19 protein-coding genes and 1 pseudogene are annotated in these 16,111 nt (G+C 72.1%); 1 reads left to right on the forward strand and 19 read right to left on the reverse strand.

What is annotated here, in order from left to right:
- Nucleotides 1–44 precede the first annotated feature (44 nt).
- From trpA to hisI, 9 genes are all read right to left on the reverse strand, one after another.
- Nucleotides 45–857, reverse strand: a complete 813-nt coding sequence (trpA, locus tag ACFVXE_RS22305) for a tryptophan synthase subunit alpha (protein WP_389673402.1) — start codon at nt 855–857, stop codon at nt 45–47.
- Nucleotides 854–2,140: a tryptophan synthase subunit beta gene (gene trpB / locus ACFVXE_RS22310; RefSeq protein ID WP_389673404.1), complete on the reverse strand. Its 1,287-nt coding sequence runs from the start codon at nt 2,138–2,140 to the stop codon at nt 854–856. Before trpB ends, trpA begins: the two co-directional genes overlap by 4 nt.
- A gap of 137 nt (nt 2,141–2,277) precedes the next feature.
- Nucleotides 2,278–2,457 (reverse strand): tryptophan biosynthesis modulator TrpM, encoded by a 180-nt coding sequence (trpM, locus tag ACFVXE_RS22315; protein WP_389673491.1) that lies wholly within the window; start codon nt 2,455–2,457, stop codon nt 2,278–2,280.
- 47 nt (nt 2,458–2,504) lie between these two features.
- Complete coding sequence (trpC, locus tag ACFVXE_RS22320; protein ID WP_389673405.1) at nt 2,505–3,314, reverse strand: indole-3-glycerol phosphate synthase TrpC; 810 nt, start codon at nt 3,312–3,314, stop codon at nt 2,505–2,507.
- Between the two features lie 115 nt (nt 3,315–3,429).
- Nucleotides 3,430–3,939, reverse strand: a complete 510-nt coding sequence (locus tag ACFVXE_RS22325; RefSeq protein WP_389673407.1) for a DUF2752 domain-containing protein — start codon at nt 3,937–3,939, stop codon at nt 3,430–3,432.
- A gap of 78 nt (nt 3,940–4,017) precedes the next feature.
- Nucleotides 4,018–4,269: an HGxxPAAW family protein gene (locus ACFVXE_RS22330; RefSeq protein ID WP_389673408.1), complete on the reverse strand. Its 252-nt coding sequence runs from the start codon at nt 4,267–4,269 to the stop codon at nt 4,018–4,020.
- Nucleotides 4,270–4,442: 173 nt separating this feature from the next.
- Complete coding sequence (locus ACFVXE_RS22335; protein WP_389673410.1) at nt 4,443–5,096, reverse strand: TIGR02234 family membrane protein; 654 nt, start codon at nt 5,094–5,096, stop codon at nt 4,443–4,445.
- 14 nt (nt 5,097–5,110) lie between these two features.
- Nucleotides 5,111–6,598 carry an anthranilate synthase component I gene (locus ACFVXE_RS22340; RefSeq protein WP_389673412.1) on the reverse strand — a complete coding sequence of 496 codons (1,488 nt, stop codon included), beginning with the start codon at nt 6,596–6,598 and terminating at the stop codon, nt 5,111–5,113.
- Between the two features lie 11 nt (nt 6,599–6,609).
- Complete coding sequence (gene hisI / locus ACFVXE_RS22345) at nt 6,610–6,990, reverse strand: phosphoribosyl-AMP cyclohydrolase (protein WP_389673414.1); 381 nt, start codon at nt 6,988–6,990, stop codon at nt 6,610–6,612.
- An 85-nt stretch (nt 6,991–7,075) separates the two neighbouring features.
- On the opposite strand from hisI, the gene ACFVXE_RS22350 reads away from it, so the two are divergent.
- Nucleotides 7,076–7,708 carry a TIGR03085 family metal-binding protein gene (locus ACFVXE_RS22350; RefSeq protein WP_389673415.1) on the forward strand — a complete coding sequence of 211 codons (633 nt, stop codon included), beginning with the start codon at nt 7,076–7,078 and terminating at the stop codon, nt 7,706–7,708.
- A gap of 118 nt (nt 7,709–7,826) precedes the next feature.
- On the opposite strand, the gene ACFVXE_RS22355 is transcribed toward ACFVXE_RS22350, so the two are convergent.
- The 10 genes and pseudogenes from ACFVXE_RS22355 to hisD all read right to left on the reverse strand — a co-directional run bounded on the left by ACFVXE_RS22355 (nt 7,827) and on the right by hisD (nt 15,941).
- The gene (locus ACFVXE_RS22355; protein ID WP_389673417.1) at nt 7,827–9,212 is read right to left on the reverse strand and encodes a PucR family transcriptional regulator; all 1,386 of its coding nucleotides are present in this window, start codon (nt 9,210–9,212) and stop codon (nt 7,827–7,829) included.
- Between the two features lie 222 nt (nt 9,213–9,434).
- A pseudogene (locus ACFVXE_RS22360) lies at nt 9,435–9,905 on the reverse strand (LuxR C-terminal-related transcriptional regulator); the annotation flags it as partial.
- Nucleotides 9,906–10,217: 312 nt separating this feature from the next.
- The gene (gene hisF, locus ACFVXE_RS22365; protein ID WP_389673419.1) at nt 10,218–10,973 is read right to left on the reverse strand and encodes an imidazole glycerol phosphate synthase subunit HisF; all 756 of its coding nucleotides are present in this window, start codon (nt 10,971–10,973) and stop codon (nt 10,218–10,220) included.
- Complete coding sequence (locus tag ACFVXE_RS22370; RefSeq protein ID WP_389673421.1) at nt 10,970–11,368, reverse strand: RidA family protein; 399 nt, start codon at nt 11,366–11,368, stop codon at nt 10,970–10,972. The genes hisF and ACFVXE_RS22370 overlap by 4 nt, the downstream gene beginning before the upstream one ends.
- The gene (gene priA, locus ACFVXE_RS22375) at nt 11,365–12,093 is read right to left on the reverse strand and encodes a bifunctional 1-(5-phosphoribosyl)-5-((5-phosphoribosylamino)methylideneamino)imidazole-4-carboxamide isomerase/phosphoribosylanthranilate isomerase PriA (protein WP_037699035.1); all 729 of its coding nucleotides are present in this window, start codon (nt 12,091–12,093) and stop codon (nt 11,365–11,367) included. Before priA ends, ACFVXE_RS22370 begins: the two co-directional genes overlap by 4 nt.
- Complete coding sequence (gene hisH, locus ACFVXE_RS22380; protein ID WP_389673423.1) at nt 12,093–12,734, reverse strand: imidazole glycerol phosphate synthase subunit HisH; 642 nt, start codon at nt 12,732–12,734, stop codon at nt 12,093–12,095. Before hisH ends, priA begins: the two co-directional genes overlap by 1 nt.
- Before the next feature lie 9 nt (nt 12,735–12,743).
- Nucleotides 12,744–12,911: a hypothetical protein gene (locus tag ACFVXE_RS22385; protein ID WP_389673425.1), complete on the reverse strand. Its 168-nt coding sequence runs from the start codon at nt 12,909–12,911 to the stop codon at nt 12,744–12,746.
- The gene (gene hisB / locus ACFVXE_RS22390; protein ID WP_030919430.1) at nt 12,908–13,504 is read right to left on the reverse strand and encodes an imidazoleglycerol-phosphate dehydratase HisB; all 597 of its coding nucleotides are present in this window, start codon (nt 13,502–13,504) and stop codon (nt 12,908–12,910) included. Before hisB ends, ACFVXE_RS22385 begins: the two co-directional genes overlap by 4 nt.
- Nucleotides 13,501–14,622 carry a histidinol-phosphate transaminase gene (locus ACFVXE_RS22395; RefSeq protein WP_389673427.1) on the reverse strand — a complete coding sequence of 374 codons (1,122 nt, stop codon included), beginning with the start codon at nt 14,620–14,622 and terminating at the stop codon, nt 13,501–13,503. The genes hisB and ACFVXE_RS22395 overlap by 4 nt, the downstream gene beginning before the upstream one ends.
- Nucleotides 14,619–15,941 (reverse strand): histidinol dehydrogenase, encoded by a 1,323-nt coding sequence (gene hisD, locus ACFVXE_RS22400; protein WP_389673428.1) that lies wholly within the window; start codon nt 15,939–15,941, stop codon nt 14,619–14,621. The genes ACFVXE_RS22395 and hisD overlap by 4 nt, the downstream gene beginning before the upstream one ends.
- Nucleotides 15,942–16,111: the final 170 nt, after the last annotated feature.

Below are 16,111 nucleotides of genomic sequence, written 5' to 3' on the forward strand. Positions count from 1 at the left end.
CAGGACCACCCGTACGGGTTACGCCCGATCGTGGCGTATTCGAATCAGCGCTTTCGAACGCCCTCGGCCAGTTCGCCCGCGAGCGAGCGGACGGCGGCGAGGCCGGCCTCCTCGTCCGGGGCGTCCAGGATCCGCTTGACGAAGGCGGAGCCGACGATCACGCCGTCGGCGAAGGCAGCGACCTCGGCCGCCTGCCGGGCGTTGGAGACGCCGAGACCGACGCAGACCGGGAGTTCGGTCGTGGCACGGGTGCGCCGCACCAGCTCCTGGGCCTGCTCGCCGACCGATTCGCGGGTGCCGGTGACCCCCATCAGCGAGGCCGCGTAGACGAAGCCGGAGCCCGCCGCGGTGATGGTGGCGAGGCGCTCGTCCTTGCTGCTCGGCGCGACGACGAAGACGGTCGCGAGACCGTGCTTGTCGGCGTGCTCGCGCCAGACCGCGGACTCCTGGACCGGCAGGTCGGGCAGGATGCACCCGGCGCCGCCCGCCTCGGCGAGCTCGGCGGTGAACCGCTCGATGCCGTACCGGTCGATGGGGTTCCAGTACGTCATGACGAGGATCGGGGCACCGGTCGCCTCGTACGCCTCGCGGACCATACGCATCACGTCGGCGATCTTCACGCCGCCGCGCAGGGCGATGTCGTCGGCGGTCTGGATGACCGGTCCGTCGAGCACCGGGTCACTGTGCGGCAGGCCCACCTCGACGACGTCGGCGCCTCCGGCGACGACTGCCTTGACGGCCTCGATGCCGCCGTCGACGGTCGGGAAGCCGGCGGGCAGGTACGCGATCAGCGCGGCCCGGTCCTCCGCCTTGGCGGCCGCGAGGGTGGTGCTCAACAGCTCGATGTTGCCGCTCACTTGGCGTCCCCCTCGATCTCGGCGCTGCCGTGGGCCGCGTCCGCCTCGACGGTCGCGTCCGTGTCGTACAGCCCGAAGTAGCGGGCCGCCGTGTCCATGTCCTTGTCGCCGCGGCCGGAGAGGTTGACCACGAGCAGCCCGTCCTTGCCGAGCTCCTTGCCGACCTCCAGGGCTCCGGCCAGCGCGTGGGCGCTCTCGATGGCCGGGATGATCCCCTCGGTACGGGAGAGCAGCAGCAGTGCCTGCATGGCGGCGTCGTCGGTGACCGCGCGGTACTCGCCACGGCCGATGTCCTTGAGGTAGGAGTGCTCCGGGCCGATGCCCGGGTAGTCCAGACCGGCCGAGATGGAGTAGGGCTCGGTGATCTGGCCCTCCTCGTCCTGGAGGACGTAGCTGCGCGAGCCGTGCAGGATGCCGGGCTCGCCTGCGGTCAGCGTCGCCGCGTGTTCGCCGGTCTCCACTCCGTGTCCGGCGGGCTCGCAGCCGATCAGCCGGACGCCCGCGTCCGGGATGAAGGCGTGGAAGAGCCCGATGGCGTTGGAGCCACCACCGACACAGGCGATCGCGACGTCCGGCAGCCGGCCGGTCCGCTCCAGGATCTGCCGCCGTGCCTCGACCCCGATGACGCGGTGGAAGTCACGGACCATCGCCGGGAAGGGGTGCGGGCCCGCGACCGTGCCGAAGAGGTAGTGCGTGCGGTCCACGTTGGCGACCCAGTCGCGGAACGCCTCGTTGATGGCGTCCTTGAGCGTGCGGGAGCCGGACTTCACGGAGACGACCTCGGCGCCGAGCATCCGCATGCGCGCCACGTTCAGCGCCTGCCGCTCGGTGTCGATCTCACCCATGTAGATGGTGCATTCGAGGCCGAAGAGCGCGCAGGCGGTCGCGGTGGCGACGCCGTGCTGGCCCGCGCCGGTCTCGGCGATGACCCGGGTCTTGCCCATCCGCTTGGTGAGCAGCGCCTGACCCAGCACGTTGTTGATCTTGTGCGAGCCGGTGTGGTTCAGGTCCTCGCGCTTGAGGAAGACCCGGGCGCCGCCGGCGTGCTCGGCGAAGCGCGGGACCTCGGTCAGCGCGCTGGGCCGGCCGGTGTAGTTGACCATGAGCTCGTTGAGCTCGGCGGCGAAGGCAGGATCGGCCTTCGCCTTGTCGTACTCGACGGCGACCTCGTCCACCGCGGCGACGAGCGCCTCCGGGATGAACTTGCCGCCGAACGCGCCGAAGTAGCCCTCGGCGCTGGGGATCAGACCCTCGGGGTCCGGAATGAAGAAGTCAGATGACATCCGACGTGCTCCTCGTTGTGGCAACGGGTGGGTTCACCGTATGCGCCGTGAGCGGAGTGCCGCCGCGGCCGGTGGGCGGTCGGGCGGTGCGGTCGTACGTACGAAAGGGGTGGTGCGGGTACGTCGGCCGGGGCTCGCTACGGCGCGGTCCCCGTGCGCCATCGCATGCCGTTGACCTGACCGGGTTCGTCACCGATCACGTACCGCACGCGCCGGCCGTGCACCCGGCGCGCGGGGGCGCGGCAGCCGCGGGGGCGGCAGCCGCGCGCCAGCGGCGCGTGCGGGTCCCGGGCAGCCGTCACCGCGGCCGGGCGCAGGCCCGGCCGGGTGCGGAGCGCGGAACGGTCGGCGGTCACGGGTCGGGTCAGCCCCGTCCGTGCCGGAGCGCGGGGTGCGCACCCGCGGCGACCAGGTCGGCCACGGCGGCCCGCGGGTCGCGGCCGGTGACCAGGGATTCGCCGACGAGCACGGCGTCGGCACCCGCGTTCGCGTAGGCGATGAGGTCGTGCGGGCCGCGGACACCGGACTCGGCGACCTTGACGATGCCGGCCGGGATCTCGGGGGCGACGCGCTCGAAGGTGGAGCGGTCGACCTTGAGGTCCTTCAGGTTGCGCGCGTTGACACCGATGATCTTCGCTCCGGCGTCGACGGCACGCTCCGCCTCCTCCTCGTCGTGCGCCTCGACCAACGGCGTCAGGCCGATGGACTCGGCGCGCTCGATGAGGGAGACGAGGGCCTCCTGGTCGAGGGCGGCGACGATCAGCAGGGCGAGGTCCGCGCCGTAGGCGCGTGCCTCCCAGAGCTGGTACGAGGTGACGATGAAGTCCTTGCGCAGGATCGGGATGTCGACCTTCGCGCGGACGGCCTCCAGGTCGGCGAGCGATCCGCCGAAGCGGCGCTGCTCGGTCAGGACGGAGATGACGGACGCACCGCCGGCCTCGTAGTCCGCGGCGAGCGCGGCCGGGTCGGCGATAGCGGCCAGGGCCCCCTTGGAGGGGCTGGAGCGCTTTACCTCGCAGATGACGGTCACGCCCTCGCCGCGCAGGGCGGCGACTCCGTCCTTGGCCGCGGGAGCGCGCGCCGCGCGTTCCTTGAGCTCGTCGAGGCTGACGCGCGCCTGCCGCTCTGCGAGGTCGGCGCGGACGCCGTCGATGATCTCGTCGAGCACACTCACGCGAGCGGCCCCCTTCCGGGACGGTGACAAGGGAACAGGATCAGCCATCTCGATGGTATCCGCAGGATGGCCGTGGGCTCGCATCCGGCCGACGAATGTCCCACTACCTGGGCATTCATGGCGCCAGTACCGATCCGAACGGCAGGTTCCGGACGATCGTGAAGGTCAGCAGGACCGCCCCGATCGCCCACCAGTGGACCGGCGTCAGACGGATCCGCAGGGGCAGCCCTCTGCTCGCGCGGACCATCCAGACCACCCAGACGACGGCGAAGATCCCGTAGCCGACGACGGCGGGTGCGTTGGAGCCGAGAGCGGCGACGATGTCACCGTGGGCGACGGCGTGGGCGCTGCGCAGCCCGCCGCAGCCGGGGCAGTACAGGCCGGTCAGCCGGAACATCGGGCAGACCGGGTAGTGACCCGGCTGGTTGGGGTCGACGGCGCCCACGTAGCCGAAGGCCGCGAGGACGGCGGCCATGGAGGCCACGGGGGAGGCGAGCCGCCGGAGGCGTGACGCGGGTACGGGCGTCGGCGGGAAGGCCGGCGCGTGCGCTCCGGGTACGGGGACCGGCGCCGGCTGGCGGCCGGAGGGGCCCGGTGCGGCTGCGGGGGAAGGCGAGGCGTCCACGGGGTGATTGTCCCTGCTGACGCGTGGAGGCGCAGCCCGGGGTCGGGCCGCGCCTCCGCGTGATGATCCGGACCGGGGTCAGGAGGACGTCTGGGCCTGTCCGGCGCGTGCCCGCGCGGCGGCCAGCTCGGCAGACTCCTTCGGCATTCCCAGGCCGGCGGCCTTCATCGCGAGACCGACGATCCCGCCGACGAGGACGACCGCGATACCGGCCCAGAAGCCGAGCGGGTTGGCCGCGACCATGAAGACGCCTGCGATGCAGAAGCCGATGAACGAGATGATGACACCGGTCCAGGCGGCCGGGGTGTGTCCGTGGCTGCTGCCCGCCATGAGTTGCTCCTCGTTGGTGTTGCGCTGTGGGTATCGCTGTGTCGCTGTCCGCAGAGCTGTGGCGCCGTGGTGCCGCTCTGCGGAGCGCTGACCACCATTGTCCCGTACGGACGGGTACGGCGTGAGCTGGGGGTCGTACCCGGGGCGTGTCCCGCCGGTCACGCCCCGCCGCATCAGTGCGTCGGGTCCTCGCCCCGGTCCAGGGCCTTCCACAGGTCCTCGGGCCGGTCCGGGTCCGGGGCGGTGCGGGGGGCCCTGCGGGGGCGCGGGGTGCCGTCGCGCTCGTACCGTCCCGACATGGTCGGCCAGAGCTTCCCGTACCGCAGGGCGAGCAGCCCGGCGAGGAGGATCAGCAGGCCGCCGGCGGCGGTGACGTACGGCCACGGGGTGTGGCTGAGGGCGCCGATGGTGGCGGAGGTGTTTCCGGTGGTCTCGGCCGCCTTCTCGTCGAGGGCCGCGCTGTCGGATGCGCCGAGGCAGGCGCTGAGCCCGGCACCGAGGCCGCTGAGGGCGAGGAGCCCGGCGACGAGGAGCCGGCCGGCGCTGCGGACGGCGAAGACGGCGACGAGGGCGGCCAGACCGACGATGGCGAGGGCCGCCGGAAGTCCGGTGACGTCCTGTCCGTCGGCGGTCAACGGCAGGAAGCCGCCGCCGACGGCCGCCTTGCCCTCGGCCCAGGTCTGGCCGGAGGCGAGGAGTACGACGGCGGCGCCGACCGCCCCGAGAAGCAGGCCGGCTGCCAGGCTGCGGCGGCTTCCCGTGGCGTCGGGCGCGGAGGCGGCTTGGGCACGGGGCTGGGGTACGGGGACAGCACTCACGTACTCCACTATCCCTTACCGCCTCAGTGTGCGTGGAGGCGGTTGGCGGTATGCACCGCGCGGAGGACGGCGGCGGCCTTGTTGCGGCATTCGGTGTCCTCGGACCGGGGGTCGGAGTCGGCGACGATTCCCGCTCCGGCCTGGACGTACGCCGTGCCGTCGCGGAGCAGCGCGGTACGGATCGCGATCGCGGTGTCGGAGTCCCCGGCGAAGTCGAGGTAGCCGACGCAGCCTCCGTACAGGCCGCGGCGGGTGGGTTCGAGTTCCTCGATGATCTGCATGGCGCGGGGCTTGGGGGCGCCGGAGAGGGTGCCGGCCGGGAAGCAGGCGGTGAGTACGTCGAAGGCGGTACGGCCTTCGGCGACGCGGCCGGTGACGGTGGAGACGATGTGCATCACGTGCGAGTACCGCTCGATCGACATGAAGTCGACGACCTCGACGCTGCCGGGCACACAGACCCGTCCCAGGTCGTTGCGGCCGAGGTCGACGAGCATCAGGTGCTCAGCGCGTTCCTTCGGGTCGGCGAGGAGTTCGTCGGCGAGGGCCTGGTCCTCCTGCGGGGTGGCGCCGCGGTGCCGGGTCCCGGCGATCGGATGGACCATGGCGCGGCCGTCCTCGACCTTGACCAGGGCTTCGGGGCTGGAGCCCGCGACGTCGAAGCCGTCGAACCGGAAGAGGTACATGTACGGCGAAGGGTTGGTGGCCCGCAGCACCCGGTAGACGTCCAGTGCGCTCGCCGTGCACGGCGTCTCGAAGCGCTGCGAGGGGACGACCTGGAAGGCCTCACCGGCCCTGATGCGCTCCTTCACGTCCTCGACGGCGTCCTGGAACGCCTGGCCGCCCCAGAGCGCGGTGTACGGCGGGAGTTCGGACGGCGGCAGGGTCGCCGGGGCGCTCTCGACCGGACGGGAGAGGTCCGCCTCCATGGCGTCGAGCCGGGCGACGGCGTCGGCGTACGCCTCGTCGACCCCGGTCTCCAGGTCGTTGTGGTTGATCGCGTTGGCGATCAGCAGGACGCTGCCGTCCCAGTGGTCGAGGACCGCCAGGTCCGAGGTGAGCAGCATGGTCAGCTCGGGGAGCCGCAGGTCGTCGCCGCCGTGCTCACCGATCCGCTCCAGCCTGCGCACGATGTCGTAACCCAGATAGCCGACCATGCCGCCGGTGAACGGCGGCATGCCGGAGTGCAGGTCGCGCGGGGTGTGCAGGGCCTCGATGGTCGCGCGCAGGGCGTCCAGCGGATCCCCGTCGACGGGGACGCCGACGGGCGGGGTGCCGAGCCAGTGCGCCTGCCCGTCGCGGACGGTGAGGGTGGCGGCGCTGCGGACGCCGATGAAGGAGTAGCGGGACCAGGTGCGGCCGTTCTCCGCGGATTCGAGGAGGAACGTGCCGGTGCGCTCGCCCGCCAGTCTGCGGTAGAGCGCGACCGGGGTGTCGCCGTCCGCGAGGAGCCGGCGGCTGACGGGGATGACGCGCCGGTCGGCGGCCAGCTTGCGGAAGGTCTCAAGATCCATGGCGGCTGACCCTACTGCCCGAGCGGGAGTACGTCGGCGTCGAAGCAGGTCCGGTCGCCGGTGTGGCAGGCGGCACCCGTCTGGTCGACCTTGACCAGGACGGTGTCCGCGTCGCAGTCGAGGGCGACGGACTTGACCAGCTGGGTGTGGCCGGAGGTGTCGCCCTTGACCCAGTACTCCTGGCGGCTGCGCGACCAGTAGGTGCAGCGGCCGGTGGTCAGGGTGCGGTGCAGGGCCTCGTCGTCCATCCAGCCGAGCATCAGCACCTCGCCGGTGTCGTACTGCTGGGCGATGGCCGGGACCAGTCCGTCGGCGCCGCGCTTGAGGCGGGCGGCGACGGCGGGGTCCAGGTTGCTGGCGGGCGGGGTGCTGGGCGCGGGCGTACTGGTCATGGACTCCATTGTGCCGTGGCCGCGGGGGCGGTTCCGGCGGGCGTCCACTGGGCGGACCGCGCGACCCGGCCTTACGCTGGCGGGCATGTCGACCCATGCGAAGCGCGAACGACTTCTGCTTGCCGACCTGTTGGAGGCGGCGGGCCCCGAGGCCGCTACCCTGTGCCGGGGCTGGACGACCCGGGACCTGGCCGCCCATGTGGTGGTACGCGAACGGCGTCCCGACGCGGCGGCCGGGGTGCTGCTGGGACCGCTGAAGAACCGGCTCCAACGGGTGCAGGCCGAATTCGCCGCGAAGCCGTACGAGGAACTCATTCAGCTGATCCGTACGGGGCCGCCCCGGATGTCGCCGTTCGGGGTGAAGCAGCTGGACGAGGCGGCCAACACCGTGGAGTTCTACATCCACGCGGAGGACGTGCGCCGGGCGCAGCCCGACTGGTCGCAGCGGGAGCTGGACCCGGTCTTCGCCGACGCGCTCTGGTCCCGCATGGAGAAGGCGGCGCGGCTGATGGGGCGCAAGGCGCCGGTGGGGCTGGTGCTGCGCCGTCCGGACGGGCAGACGGCGGTGGCGCACAAGGGCACTCCGGTGGTGACGGTCACCGGTGAGCCGGGAGAACTGCTGCTGTTCGCGTCCGGACGGCAGGACGCGGCGCGGGTGGAGGTCGAGGGCGACAAGGAGGCGGTGGTCCGGGTGACCAAGGCCGAGCTGGGGATGTAGCGCGGGCGGAACGGCCGCCGGCGCCGGGATTGCGCGCCGCGCGAGCACGGTGGGTCCGGCGGCCCCGGCGCGAGGCCCGCAGGCCGGGTCCGCGCCGCCGGCCGCGAGCGCGGCCGGGTCAGCCGCCCAGCAGGCGGCGGGCTGCGAGGGCGAGGGCGATCTCCACCGCGTCGGACGGCCGGGTCAGGCAGCGCCCCGTCAGCTGCTCGAAGCGGCGCAACCGGTTGAGAACGGTGTTGCGGTGGCAGTACAGGCGGGCACCGGCGCGCTGCGCCGACCCGTCGGAGTCGAGCCATGCCGTGAGCGTCCCGATGAGCACGTCCCGGTCGGCCGGGTCGAGCCGGTCCAGCGGCCCCAGCACCCGGTCCGCGAGAGCCGCGCCGAGCCCCGGGGACGACACGACGAGTGCGGCGGGCAGCTGTTCGTCGAGCAGGACGACGCCCCCGTCGGCCGGGCAGGCCCGCAGGGCGGTCTCGGCGAGCCGCCGGGCGTCACCGACGGCGGCCAGCCCCTCGACGACGGAACTGATTCCGATCCGGGCACCGGGCGGGGCCGTCAACCCGGCGGCCAGCGCGGCGAGTCCGGTGTCGCCGGACACCGGCCCGGCGACGGTCGGCGTGACAGGTTCCGCCGGTTCCGTCGGCACCGACCGCCCGAGCGGTACGGCTGCCTCGGACGGCGGGACGGACGGTCGGCCCGGCCCCGATGTCAGCGGCAGCACGGCGAACTCGGTGTCCGCGCCCGGGTGCCAGAGCGCGTCGGTGCCCGCGGGCAGCGTCACCGCCGGACGGACCGTGCCGTGCGGGGCGCGGCGCGGTGCGGTGATCGCCAGTACCGCGTACCGGCCGTTCTCCGGCATCCCGAGCATCGCGGCGGCGTCGGGCAGTTCGGCGATCTGGACCGTGCCGTCCAGCAGCGCGGCCACCATCAGGCGCTGGCGGTTCTCGCGGCGCCAGGCCAGCCGGTGTTCCGTCCGCCGGTAGGCGTCGGCGACGATCCCGCAGTGCTCGTCAACGAAGTTCCATACGTCCGCGGCGACATGGACGAGCAGCCGGACGTCCTCCGGGTGGCAGCGGGCGGTCTCGTCGACGAGCCCCTGCCACACCATCGCGCCGCCCATCCGGAAGGCGTGCAGCACCGCGTCGAGCGGCAGCCCCTGCTCGGCCCGCGTCTCACCGATCCGCCGGGAGGTGCGGTGGGCGGCCTCCCGGAACTCCCGGGGCTGGATGAGCGAACCCACGCTGTGCCGCAGCGAGTTGTGCACCTCCTGCCAGATCTCCGCCGCGTCGGCGTCGATCGCCGTGCGGTAGGCGGGTTCCCGTTCGCGCAGCGCCTCGACGAGCCGGTCGGTGAGCTGTGGCAGCGCCTCGACCAGCACCCGGGCGGCCCGGTGCAGCACGGCGACGGCGTCGCGGTCGGCCAGCGAACGGAAGCGGCGCGGCGCCGGAGCGGCCGGGGGCGGCCCGTGCACCGCCCTGACCCGTGAACGTACGACCTGTGGCATGGCGGCCTCCACCGGGATTCGGCCGGCTCCGGTTCGCCCGGGCCCGGCGTGGGGCATGAGCGCACCGAATGATCCTGACGTCCGCAGAATGACATACCGCCCAGTCGGTACCTAGGGGTCTGCGTGGTTCTTCTCATCACGGTCCTGCAACTCCCGCCGCCGAAAAGGGAATCGGAGGGAATCCGAAGGGCGCGGGAGGCACCGGGGACGGGTCGAGGGCCGCTACCGGTTGAGCAGTCCGGCGAGCTCGGTCCGGGACCGTACGCCCAACGCCGCGAAGACATTGCGCAGATGGTGGTCGACCGTCCGCGGGCTCACAGACAGCCGGGCCGCCACCTCACGGTTGGTCGCCCCCTCCGCCACACAGCGGGCGATCCGCTGCTGCTGCGGGGTCAGCGCGGCGAGCACTGGCGCGTCACCGGCCCCGGCCGGCCCGTCCACCGACGCCCCGGCAGCGCGCAGTTCACCCGCGGCGCGGTCCGCCCGGGCCCGTGCCCCGCACCGCTCGAACGCGACCAGGGCGTCCCGCAGCGGCCCGCGTGCCTCCCTGGTGCGGCGGCGACGGCGCAGCCACTGCCCGTACAGCAACTGGGTCCGGGCACGTTCGAAGTCGCCGGCCGCCCGGTCGTGGTGGGCGAGCGCCTCCTCGTAGCGCGCGGCCGCTTCCGCCGGCGGTGCCAGCAGGGCCCGGCATCAGTGCGGTGCCCGGAGCGGCGGCGGAGACCGTGGCGGCCAGAAGTCCCTTGAGGATGCGGGAGCGGCTCCGGGAGACCCGGTGGCGCGGGGCGGTGTCGCCGGAGGGGAGGTACTGCTGCACGAGGGGGGTCCTCTCGGTCGTGGCGGACCGCGCCGGGCAGGACCGAGAGCCCGTCGTCACCTGGGGCCTGCGGGGTGCACCGTGCGGAACCGCCGTTGTCTTCGGCGGTCGCCACTCTTGCGGTGCACCCCGGTGGCACACATCGGCGAGTTCACCGGTCTTCGCGGCCGGCTCCCCCGCCGGGAACGTCAGCGGACCGGGTGTCCGGCCTCCCGCAGAGCGCCCTTGACCTCGGAGATCCGCAGATCGCCGAAGTGGAAGACGGACGCGGCGAGCACCGCGTCGGCACCTGCCGCGATGGCCGGGGCGAAGTCCGCGAGCCGGCCGGCGCCACCGGAGGCGATCACGGGCACGGTCACATGGGTCCGTACCGCCGCGATCATCTCGGTGTCGTAGCCGTCCTTCGTGCCGTCGGCGTCCATCGAGTTGAGCAGGATCTCGCCCGCACCCAGCTCGGCGGCCCGGTGCGCCCATTCGACGGCGTCGATGCCGGTGCCCTTGCGGCCGCCGTGCGTGGTGACCTCGAAGGTGCCCTCAGGGGTGCGCCGGGCGTCCACGGACAGCACGAGGACCTGCCGGCCGAAGCGTTCGGCGATCTCCCGGATGAGTTCCGGGCGGGCGATGGCCGCGGTGTTGACGCCGACCTTGTCGGCACCGGCCCGCAGCAGCTTGTCGACGTCGTCGGCGGTACGGACGCCGCCGCCGACGGTGAGCGGGATGAAGACCTGCTCGGCGGTGCGGCGCACCACGTCGTAGGTCGTCTCCCGGTCGCCGCTCGATGCGGTGATGTCGAGGAAGGTCAGCTCGTCGGCGCCTTCGGCGTCGTACAGCTTGGCCATCTCGACGGGGTCGCCCGCGTCGCGCAGGTTCTGGAAGTTGACGCCCTTGACGACCCGGCCCTTGTCGACGTCCAGGCACGGGATGACACGTACCGCGAGACTCATCGCGCACCTGCCCGGTAGGCCTCGATCTCGACCTCGACGACCAGGCTGGGGTCGACGAAACCAGACACGATGATCATGGAAGCGGCGGGACGGACGTCGTCGAACAACTCCTTGTGGGCACGGCCGACCTCGTCGACGTCCCGGGCGTGCGTGATGTACATCCGGGTGCGGACGACGTCCTCACGGCCCAGACCCACCTGCTTCAGCGCGTCGAAGGCGACGTTGAACGAGGTGACGGCCTGCTCGTACGGACCGCCCGCGGAGATCTGTCCACCCACCACCGACGTGCAGCCGGCGACCAGGACCAGTCCGTTCGGGAGTTCCACCGCACGCGAGTAGCCGAACTTCTCCTCCCAGGGGGCTCCGGAGAAGATGCGGTTGACGGAGGCGGTCATCCGGAGACCACCTGAAGCGCCTCTTCGAGGGTGAACGCCTTCGCGTACAGCGCCTTGCCGACGATCGCACCCTCGACGCCGTCCGGCACGAGCGAGGCGATCGCCCGCAGGTCGTCCAGCGAGGAGACGCCGCCGGAGGCGACCACGGGCTTGTCGGTGGCGGCGCAGACGTTCTTCAGGAGTTCCAGGTTGGGACCCTGGAGCGTGCCGTCCTTGGCGATGTCGGTGACGACGTAGCGGGCGCAGCCCTCGGAGTCGAGGCGGGCGAGCGTCTCGTAGAGGTCACCGCCGTCGCGGGTCCAGCCGCGTCCGCGGAGCGTCGTGCCGCGGACGTCGAGACCGACGGCGATCTTGTCGCCGTGCTCGGCGATGACCTTGGCGACCCACTCGGGGGTCTCCAGGGCGGCGGTGCCGAGGTTGACGCGGGTGCAGCCGGTGGCGAGGGCAGCGGCGAGCGAGGCGTCGTCACGGATTCCGCCGGACAGCTCGACCTTGATGTCCATGGAGCGGGCGACCTCGGCGATCTGCGCCCGGTTGTCGCCGGTGCCGAACGCGGCGTCCAGGTCGACGAGATGCAGCCATTCGGCACCCGCCCGCTGCCAGGCGAGGGCGGCCTGCAGGGGGTCTCCGTACGAGGTCTCGGAGCCGGACTCGCCGTGCACGAGGCGGACGGCCTGGCCGTCGCGGACGTCGACGGCGGGGAGGAGCTCAAGCGTGGTGGACATCAGAGTGTTCCGATCCAGTTGGTCAGCAGCTGGGCGCCGGCATCGCCGGACTTCTCGGGGTGGAACTGGGTGGCCCACAGGGCGCCGTTCTCCACGGCGGCGACGAACGGCTCGCCGTGGGTGGCCCAGGTGACCCGGGGGGCACGGATCTTCGGGTTGGTGACTTCGAGGGTCCAGTCGTGCACCGCGTACGAGTGCACGAAGTAGTACCGGTCGTCGGGGCCGAGGCCGGCGAAGAGCTCGGAGTCCTCGGGGGCCTGCACGGTGTTCCAGCCCATGTGCGGCACGACCGGCGCCTGCAGCGGGGTGACGGTGCCGGGCCACTCGTCGAGGCCCTCCGTCTCCACACCGTGCTCGATGCCGCGCTCGAAGAGGATCTGCATGCCCACGCAGATGCCCATGACGGGCCGGCCGCCGGCGAGCCTGCGGCCGATGACCCATTCGCCGCGGGCCTTCTTCAACCCCTCCATGCAGGCGGAGAACGCGCCGACGCCGGGCACCAGCAGCCCGTCGGCGTTCATCGCCCGGTCGAAGTCACGGGTGATCTCGACGTCCGCGCCGACGTGGGCGAGGGCGCGCTCGGCGGAACGGATGTTGCCGAAGCCGTAGTCGAAGACGACGACCTTCTTCTTCTCACTCACAGCCGCTCCTCAGCTCCACAGTCCCTGGATCCGCATGACGCCTGCCACCAGGCACATCACGGATGCGATCCCGAGGAGCAGGATGAAGCCCTTGGGCATCTTCTGCTTCGAGAAGGAGTAGACGCCGCCGGCCAGGAAGAGGCCGAGGACGATCAGGACGGAGTTGAGGCCGGTCACAGGGCACCCTTGGTGGAAGGAAGGATTCCGGCGGCGCGCGGGTCGTGCTCGCAGGCGTACCGCAGGGCGCGGGCGAGCGCCTTGAACTGGCACTCCACGATGTGGTGGGCGTTGCGGCCGTACGGGACGTGGACGTGCAGGGCGATCTGCGCCTGGGCGACGAAGGACTCCAGGATGTGCCGGGTCATCGTCGTGTCGTACGAGCCGATCATCGGCGCGATGTTCTCCGGCTCGGTGTGCACCAGGTAGGGGCGGCCGGAGAGGTCGACGGTGACCTGGGCGAGCGACTCGTCCAGGGGCACGGTGCAGTTGCCGAAGCGGTAGATGCCGACCTTGTCGCCGAGCGCCTGCTTGAAGGCGGCACCCAGGGCGAGGGCGGTGTCCTCGATGGTGTGGTGCGTGTCGATGTGCAGGTCGCCCTCGGTCTTGACCGTGAGGTCGAAGAGGCCGTGGCGGCCGAGCTGGTCGAGCATGTGGTCGTAGAAGCCGACCCCGGTCGACACATCGACCTTTCCGGTGCCGTCGAGGTTGACCTCGACGAGGACCGATGTCTCCTTGGTGGTGCGTTCCACGCGGCCTACGCGGGGGCTCATGCGTCGTGCTCCTTCTTGAGTTCGCGTACCGCAGCGAGGAACGCGTCGTTCTCTTCCGGGGTTCCTGCGGAGACCCGCAGCCATCCCGGTACGCCGTTGTCCCGGACCAGGACGCCCCGGTCGAGGATCTGCTGCCAGGCGGTGTGGCTGTCGGCGAAGCGTCCGAACTGGACGAAGTTGGCGTCCGAGTCGGTCACGTCGAAGCCGAGTGCGCGCAGCTCGGTGACGATCCGGTCGCGCTCGCTCTTGAGCTGCGCGACGTATCCGAGGAGCGTGTCGGTGTGCTCCAGGGCGGCGAGCGCGGTGGCCTGGGTGACGGACGACAGGTGGTACGGCAGCCGCACCAGCTGGACGGCGTCCACCACGGCCGGGTCGGCGGCGAGGTAGCCGAGCCGCAGACCGGCGGCGCCGAACGCCTTCGACATGGTGCGCGAGAGCACCAGGTTCGGCCGGCCCTCGATCAGCGGGAGCAGCGAGGGGTGGTGGCTGAATTCGCCGTACGCCTCGTCGACGACGACCATCGAGGGCCCGGCGGCCTGGGCCGCGTCGTACAGCGCGAGGACGGTGTCGGCTTCGACGGCGGTGCCGGTGGGGTTGTTGGGCGAGGTGATGAAGACGACGTCCGGCCGGTGCTCGGCGATGGCCTCGCGGGCCGCCGCGACATCGATCGTGAAGTCGTCGTTGCGCGGTCCGGAGATCCACCCGGTGCCGGTGCCCCGGGCGATGAGGGCGTGCATCGAGTACGAGGGCTCGAAGCCGATGGCCGTGCGACCCGGTCCGCCGAAGGTCTGCAGCAGCTGCTGCAGCACCTCGTTGGAGCCGTTGGCCGCCCAGACGTTGGCGAGGGCGACCTCGTGCCCGGCGGTGCGGGTGAGGTAGCGGGCCAGCTCGGTCCGGAGCTCGACGGCGTCCCGGTCGGGGTAGCGGTTGAGGTCGCGGGCGGCCTCGCGGACGCGTTCGGCGATCCGGTCGACGAGTGCCTCGGGGAGCGGGTACGGGTTCTCGTTGGTGTTGAGCCGTACGGCCACGTCGAGCTGGGGCGCGCCGTACGGGGACTGCCCGCGGAGCTCGTCCCGGATCGGCAGGTCGTCGATACGGGTGGTGCTGCTGTTCGTCACTGCTGCGGAACCTTCCAGCCGAACCGGGCCTTGAGTGCGGCGCCGTGGGCGGGGAGGTCCTCCGCCTCGGCGAGGGTCACGACGTGATGGGTGACCTCGGCGAGTGCGTCGCGCGTGTAGTCGACGATGTGGATGCCACGCAGGAAGGACTGCACGGAGAGTCCCGAGGAGTGGCAGGCGCACCCGCCGGTGGGCAGTACGTGGTTGGAGCCGGCGCAGTAGTCGCCGAGCGAGACCGGGGCCCACGGCCCGACGAAGATCGCTCCGGCGTTGCGGACCCGGTCGGCGACGGCGGCGGCGTCGGCGGTCTGGATCTCCAGGTGCTCGGCGGCGTATGCGTCGACGACCTTGAGGCCGTCCTCCATGTCGTTGACCAGGACGATCGCGGACTGGCGGCCGCCGAGCGCGGGCTCGATCCGGTCGGTGACGTGCTTGGTCGCGGCGACCTGCGGCTTCAGCTCGGCCTCGGTGGCGGCGGCCAGCTCCTCGGAGTCGGTGACGAGGACCGCGGCTGCCATCGGGTCGTGCTCGGCCTGGCTGATCAGGTCGGCAGCGACGTGCACCGGGTCGGCGGTGGAGTCGGCGAGGATCGCGATCTCGGTGGGCCCGGCCTCGGCGTCGATGCCGATGCGGCCCTTGAGGAGCCGCTTGGCCGCGGCGACGTAGATGTTGCCGGGGCCGGTGACGAGGTCGACCGGGAGACAGTCGGCCGTTCCGTACGCAAACATCGCGACGGCCTGTGCGCCGCCGGCCGCGTACACCTCGTCGACGCCGAGCAGGGCGCAGGCGGCGAGGATGGTGGGGTGCGGCAGGCCGCCGAACTCCTTCTGCGGCGGGGAGGCGACGGCGATGCCCTCGACGCCCGCCTCCTGGGCCGGCACGACGTTCATGACCACGGAGGACGGGTAGACGGAGCGTCCGCCCGGCACGTACAGCCCGACGCGCTCGACCGGCACCCACTTCTCGGTGACCGTGCCGCCGGGAACGACCTGGGTGGTGTGCGTGGTGCGGCGCTGCTCGTGGTGGACGAGGCGGGCACGGCGGATCGACTCCTCGAGGGCGGCGCGCACGGCGGGATCGAGCCGTTCCAGCGCCTCGGCGACGGCCCGGCCAGGGACCCGGATCGAGTCGATCCGTACGCCGTCGAACTTCTCCCCCCACTCGATCACTGCCGCGGAGCCACGATGGCGTACGTCCTCGCAGATGGGACGCACCGTCTCCAGTGCGGCTTCCACGTCGAACTCGGCTCGGGGCAGCAGGTCGCGCAGGTCGCCGCCCTCGGGGAGGGCCTTACCGCGCAGATCGATTCGAGAGATCACACCGCAATTCTCTCAGACCGCCTACGGCGCCGGTCCGCCCGTATCACCGACTGATACTTACCCCGGCGTCCCGGCCGTCCCGGCCGACCACTCCCGGCCACTGCTGACCATCGGTGTTCACCTCGTCACGCTGAGGGAACACAGAGGGAATAACGACTGCAAGCGGAAGG

The organism is Streptomyces sp. NPDC058231, from assembly GCF_042882275.1.
In the GTDB taxonomy this organism is placed as follows: domain Bacteria; phylum Actinomycetota; class Actinomycetes; order Streptomycetales; family Streptomycetaceae; genus Streptomyces.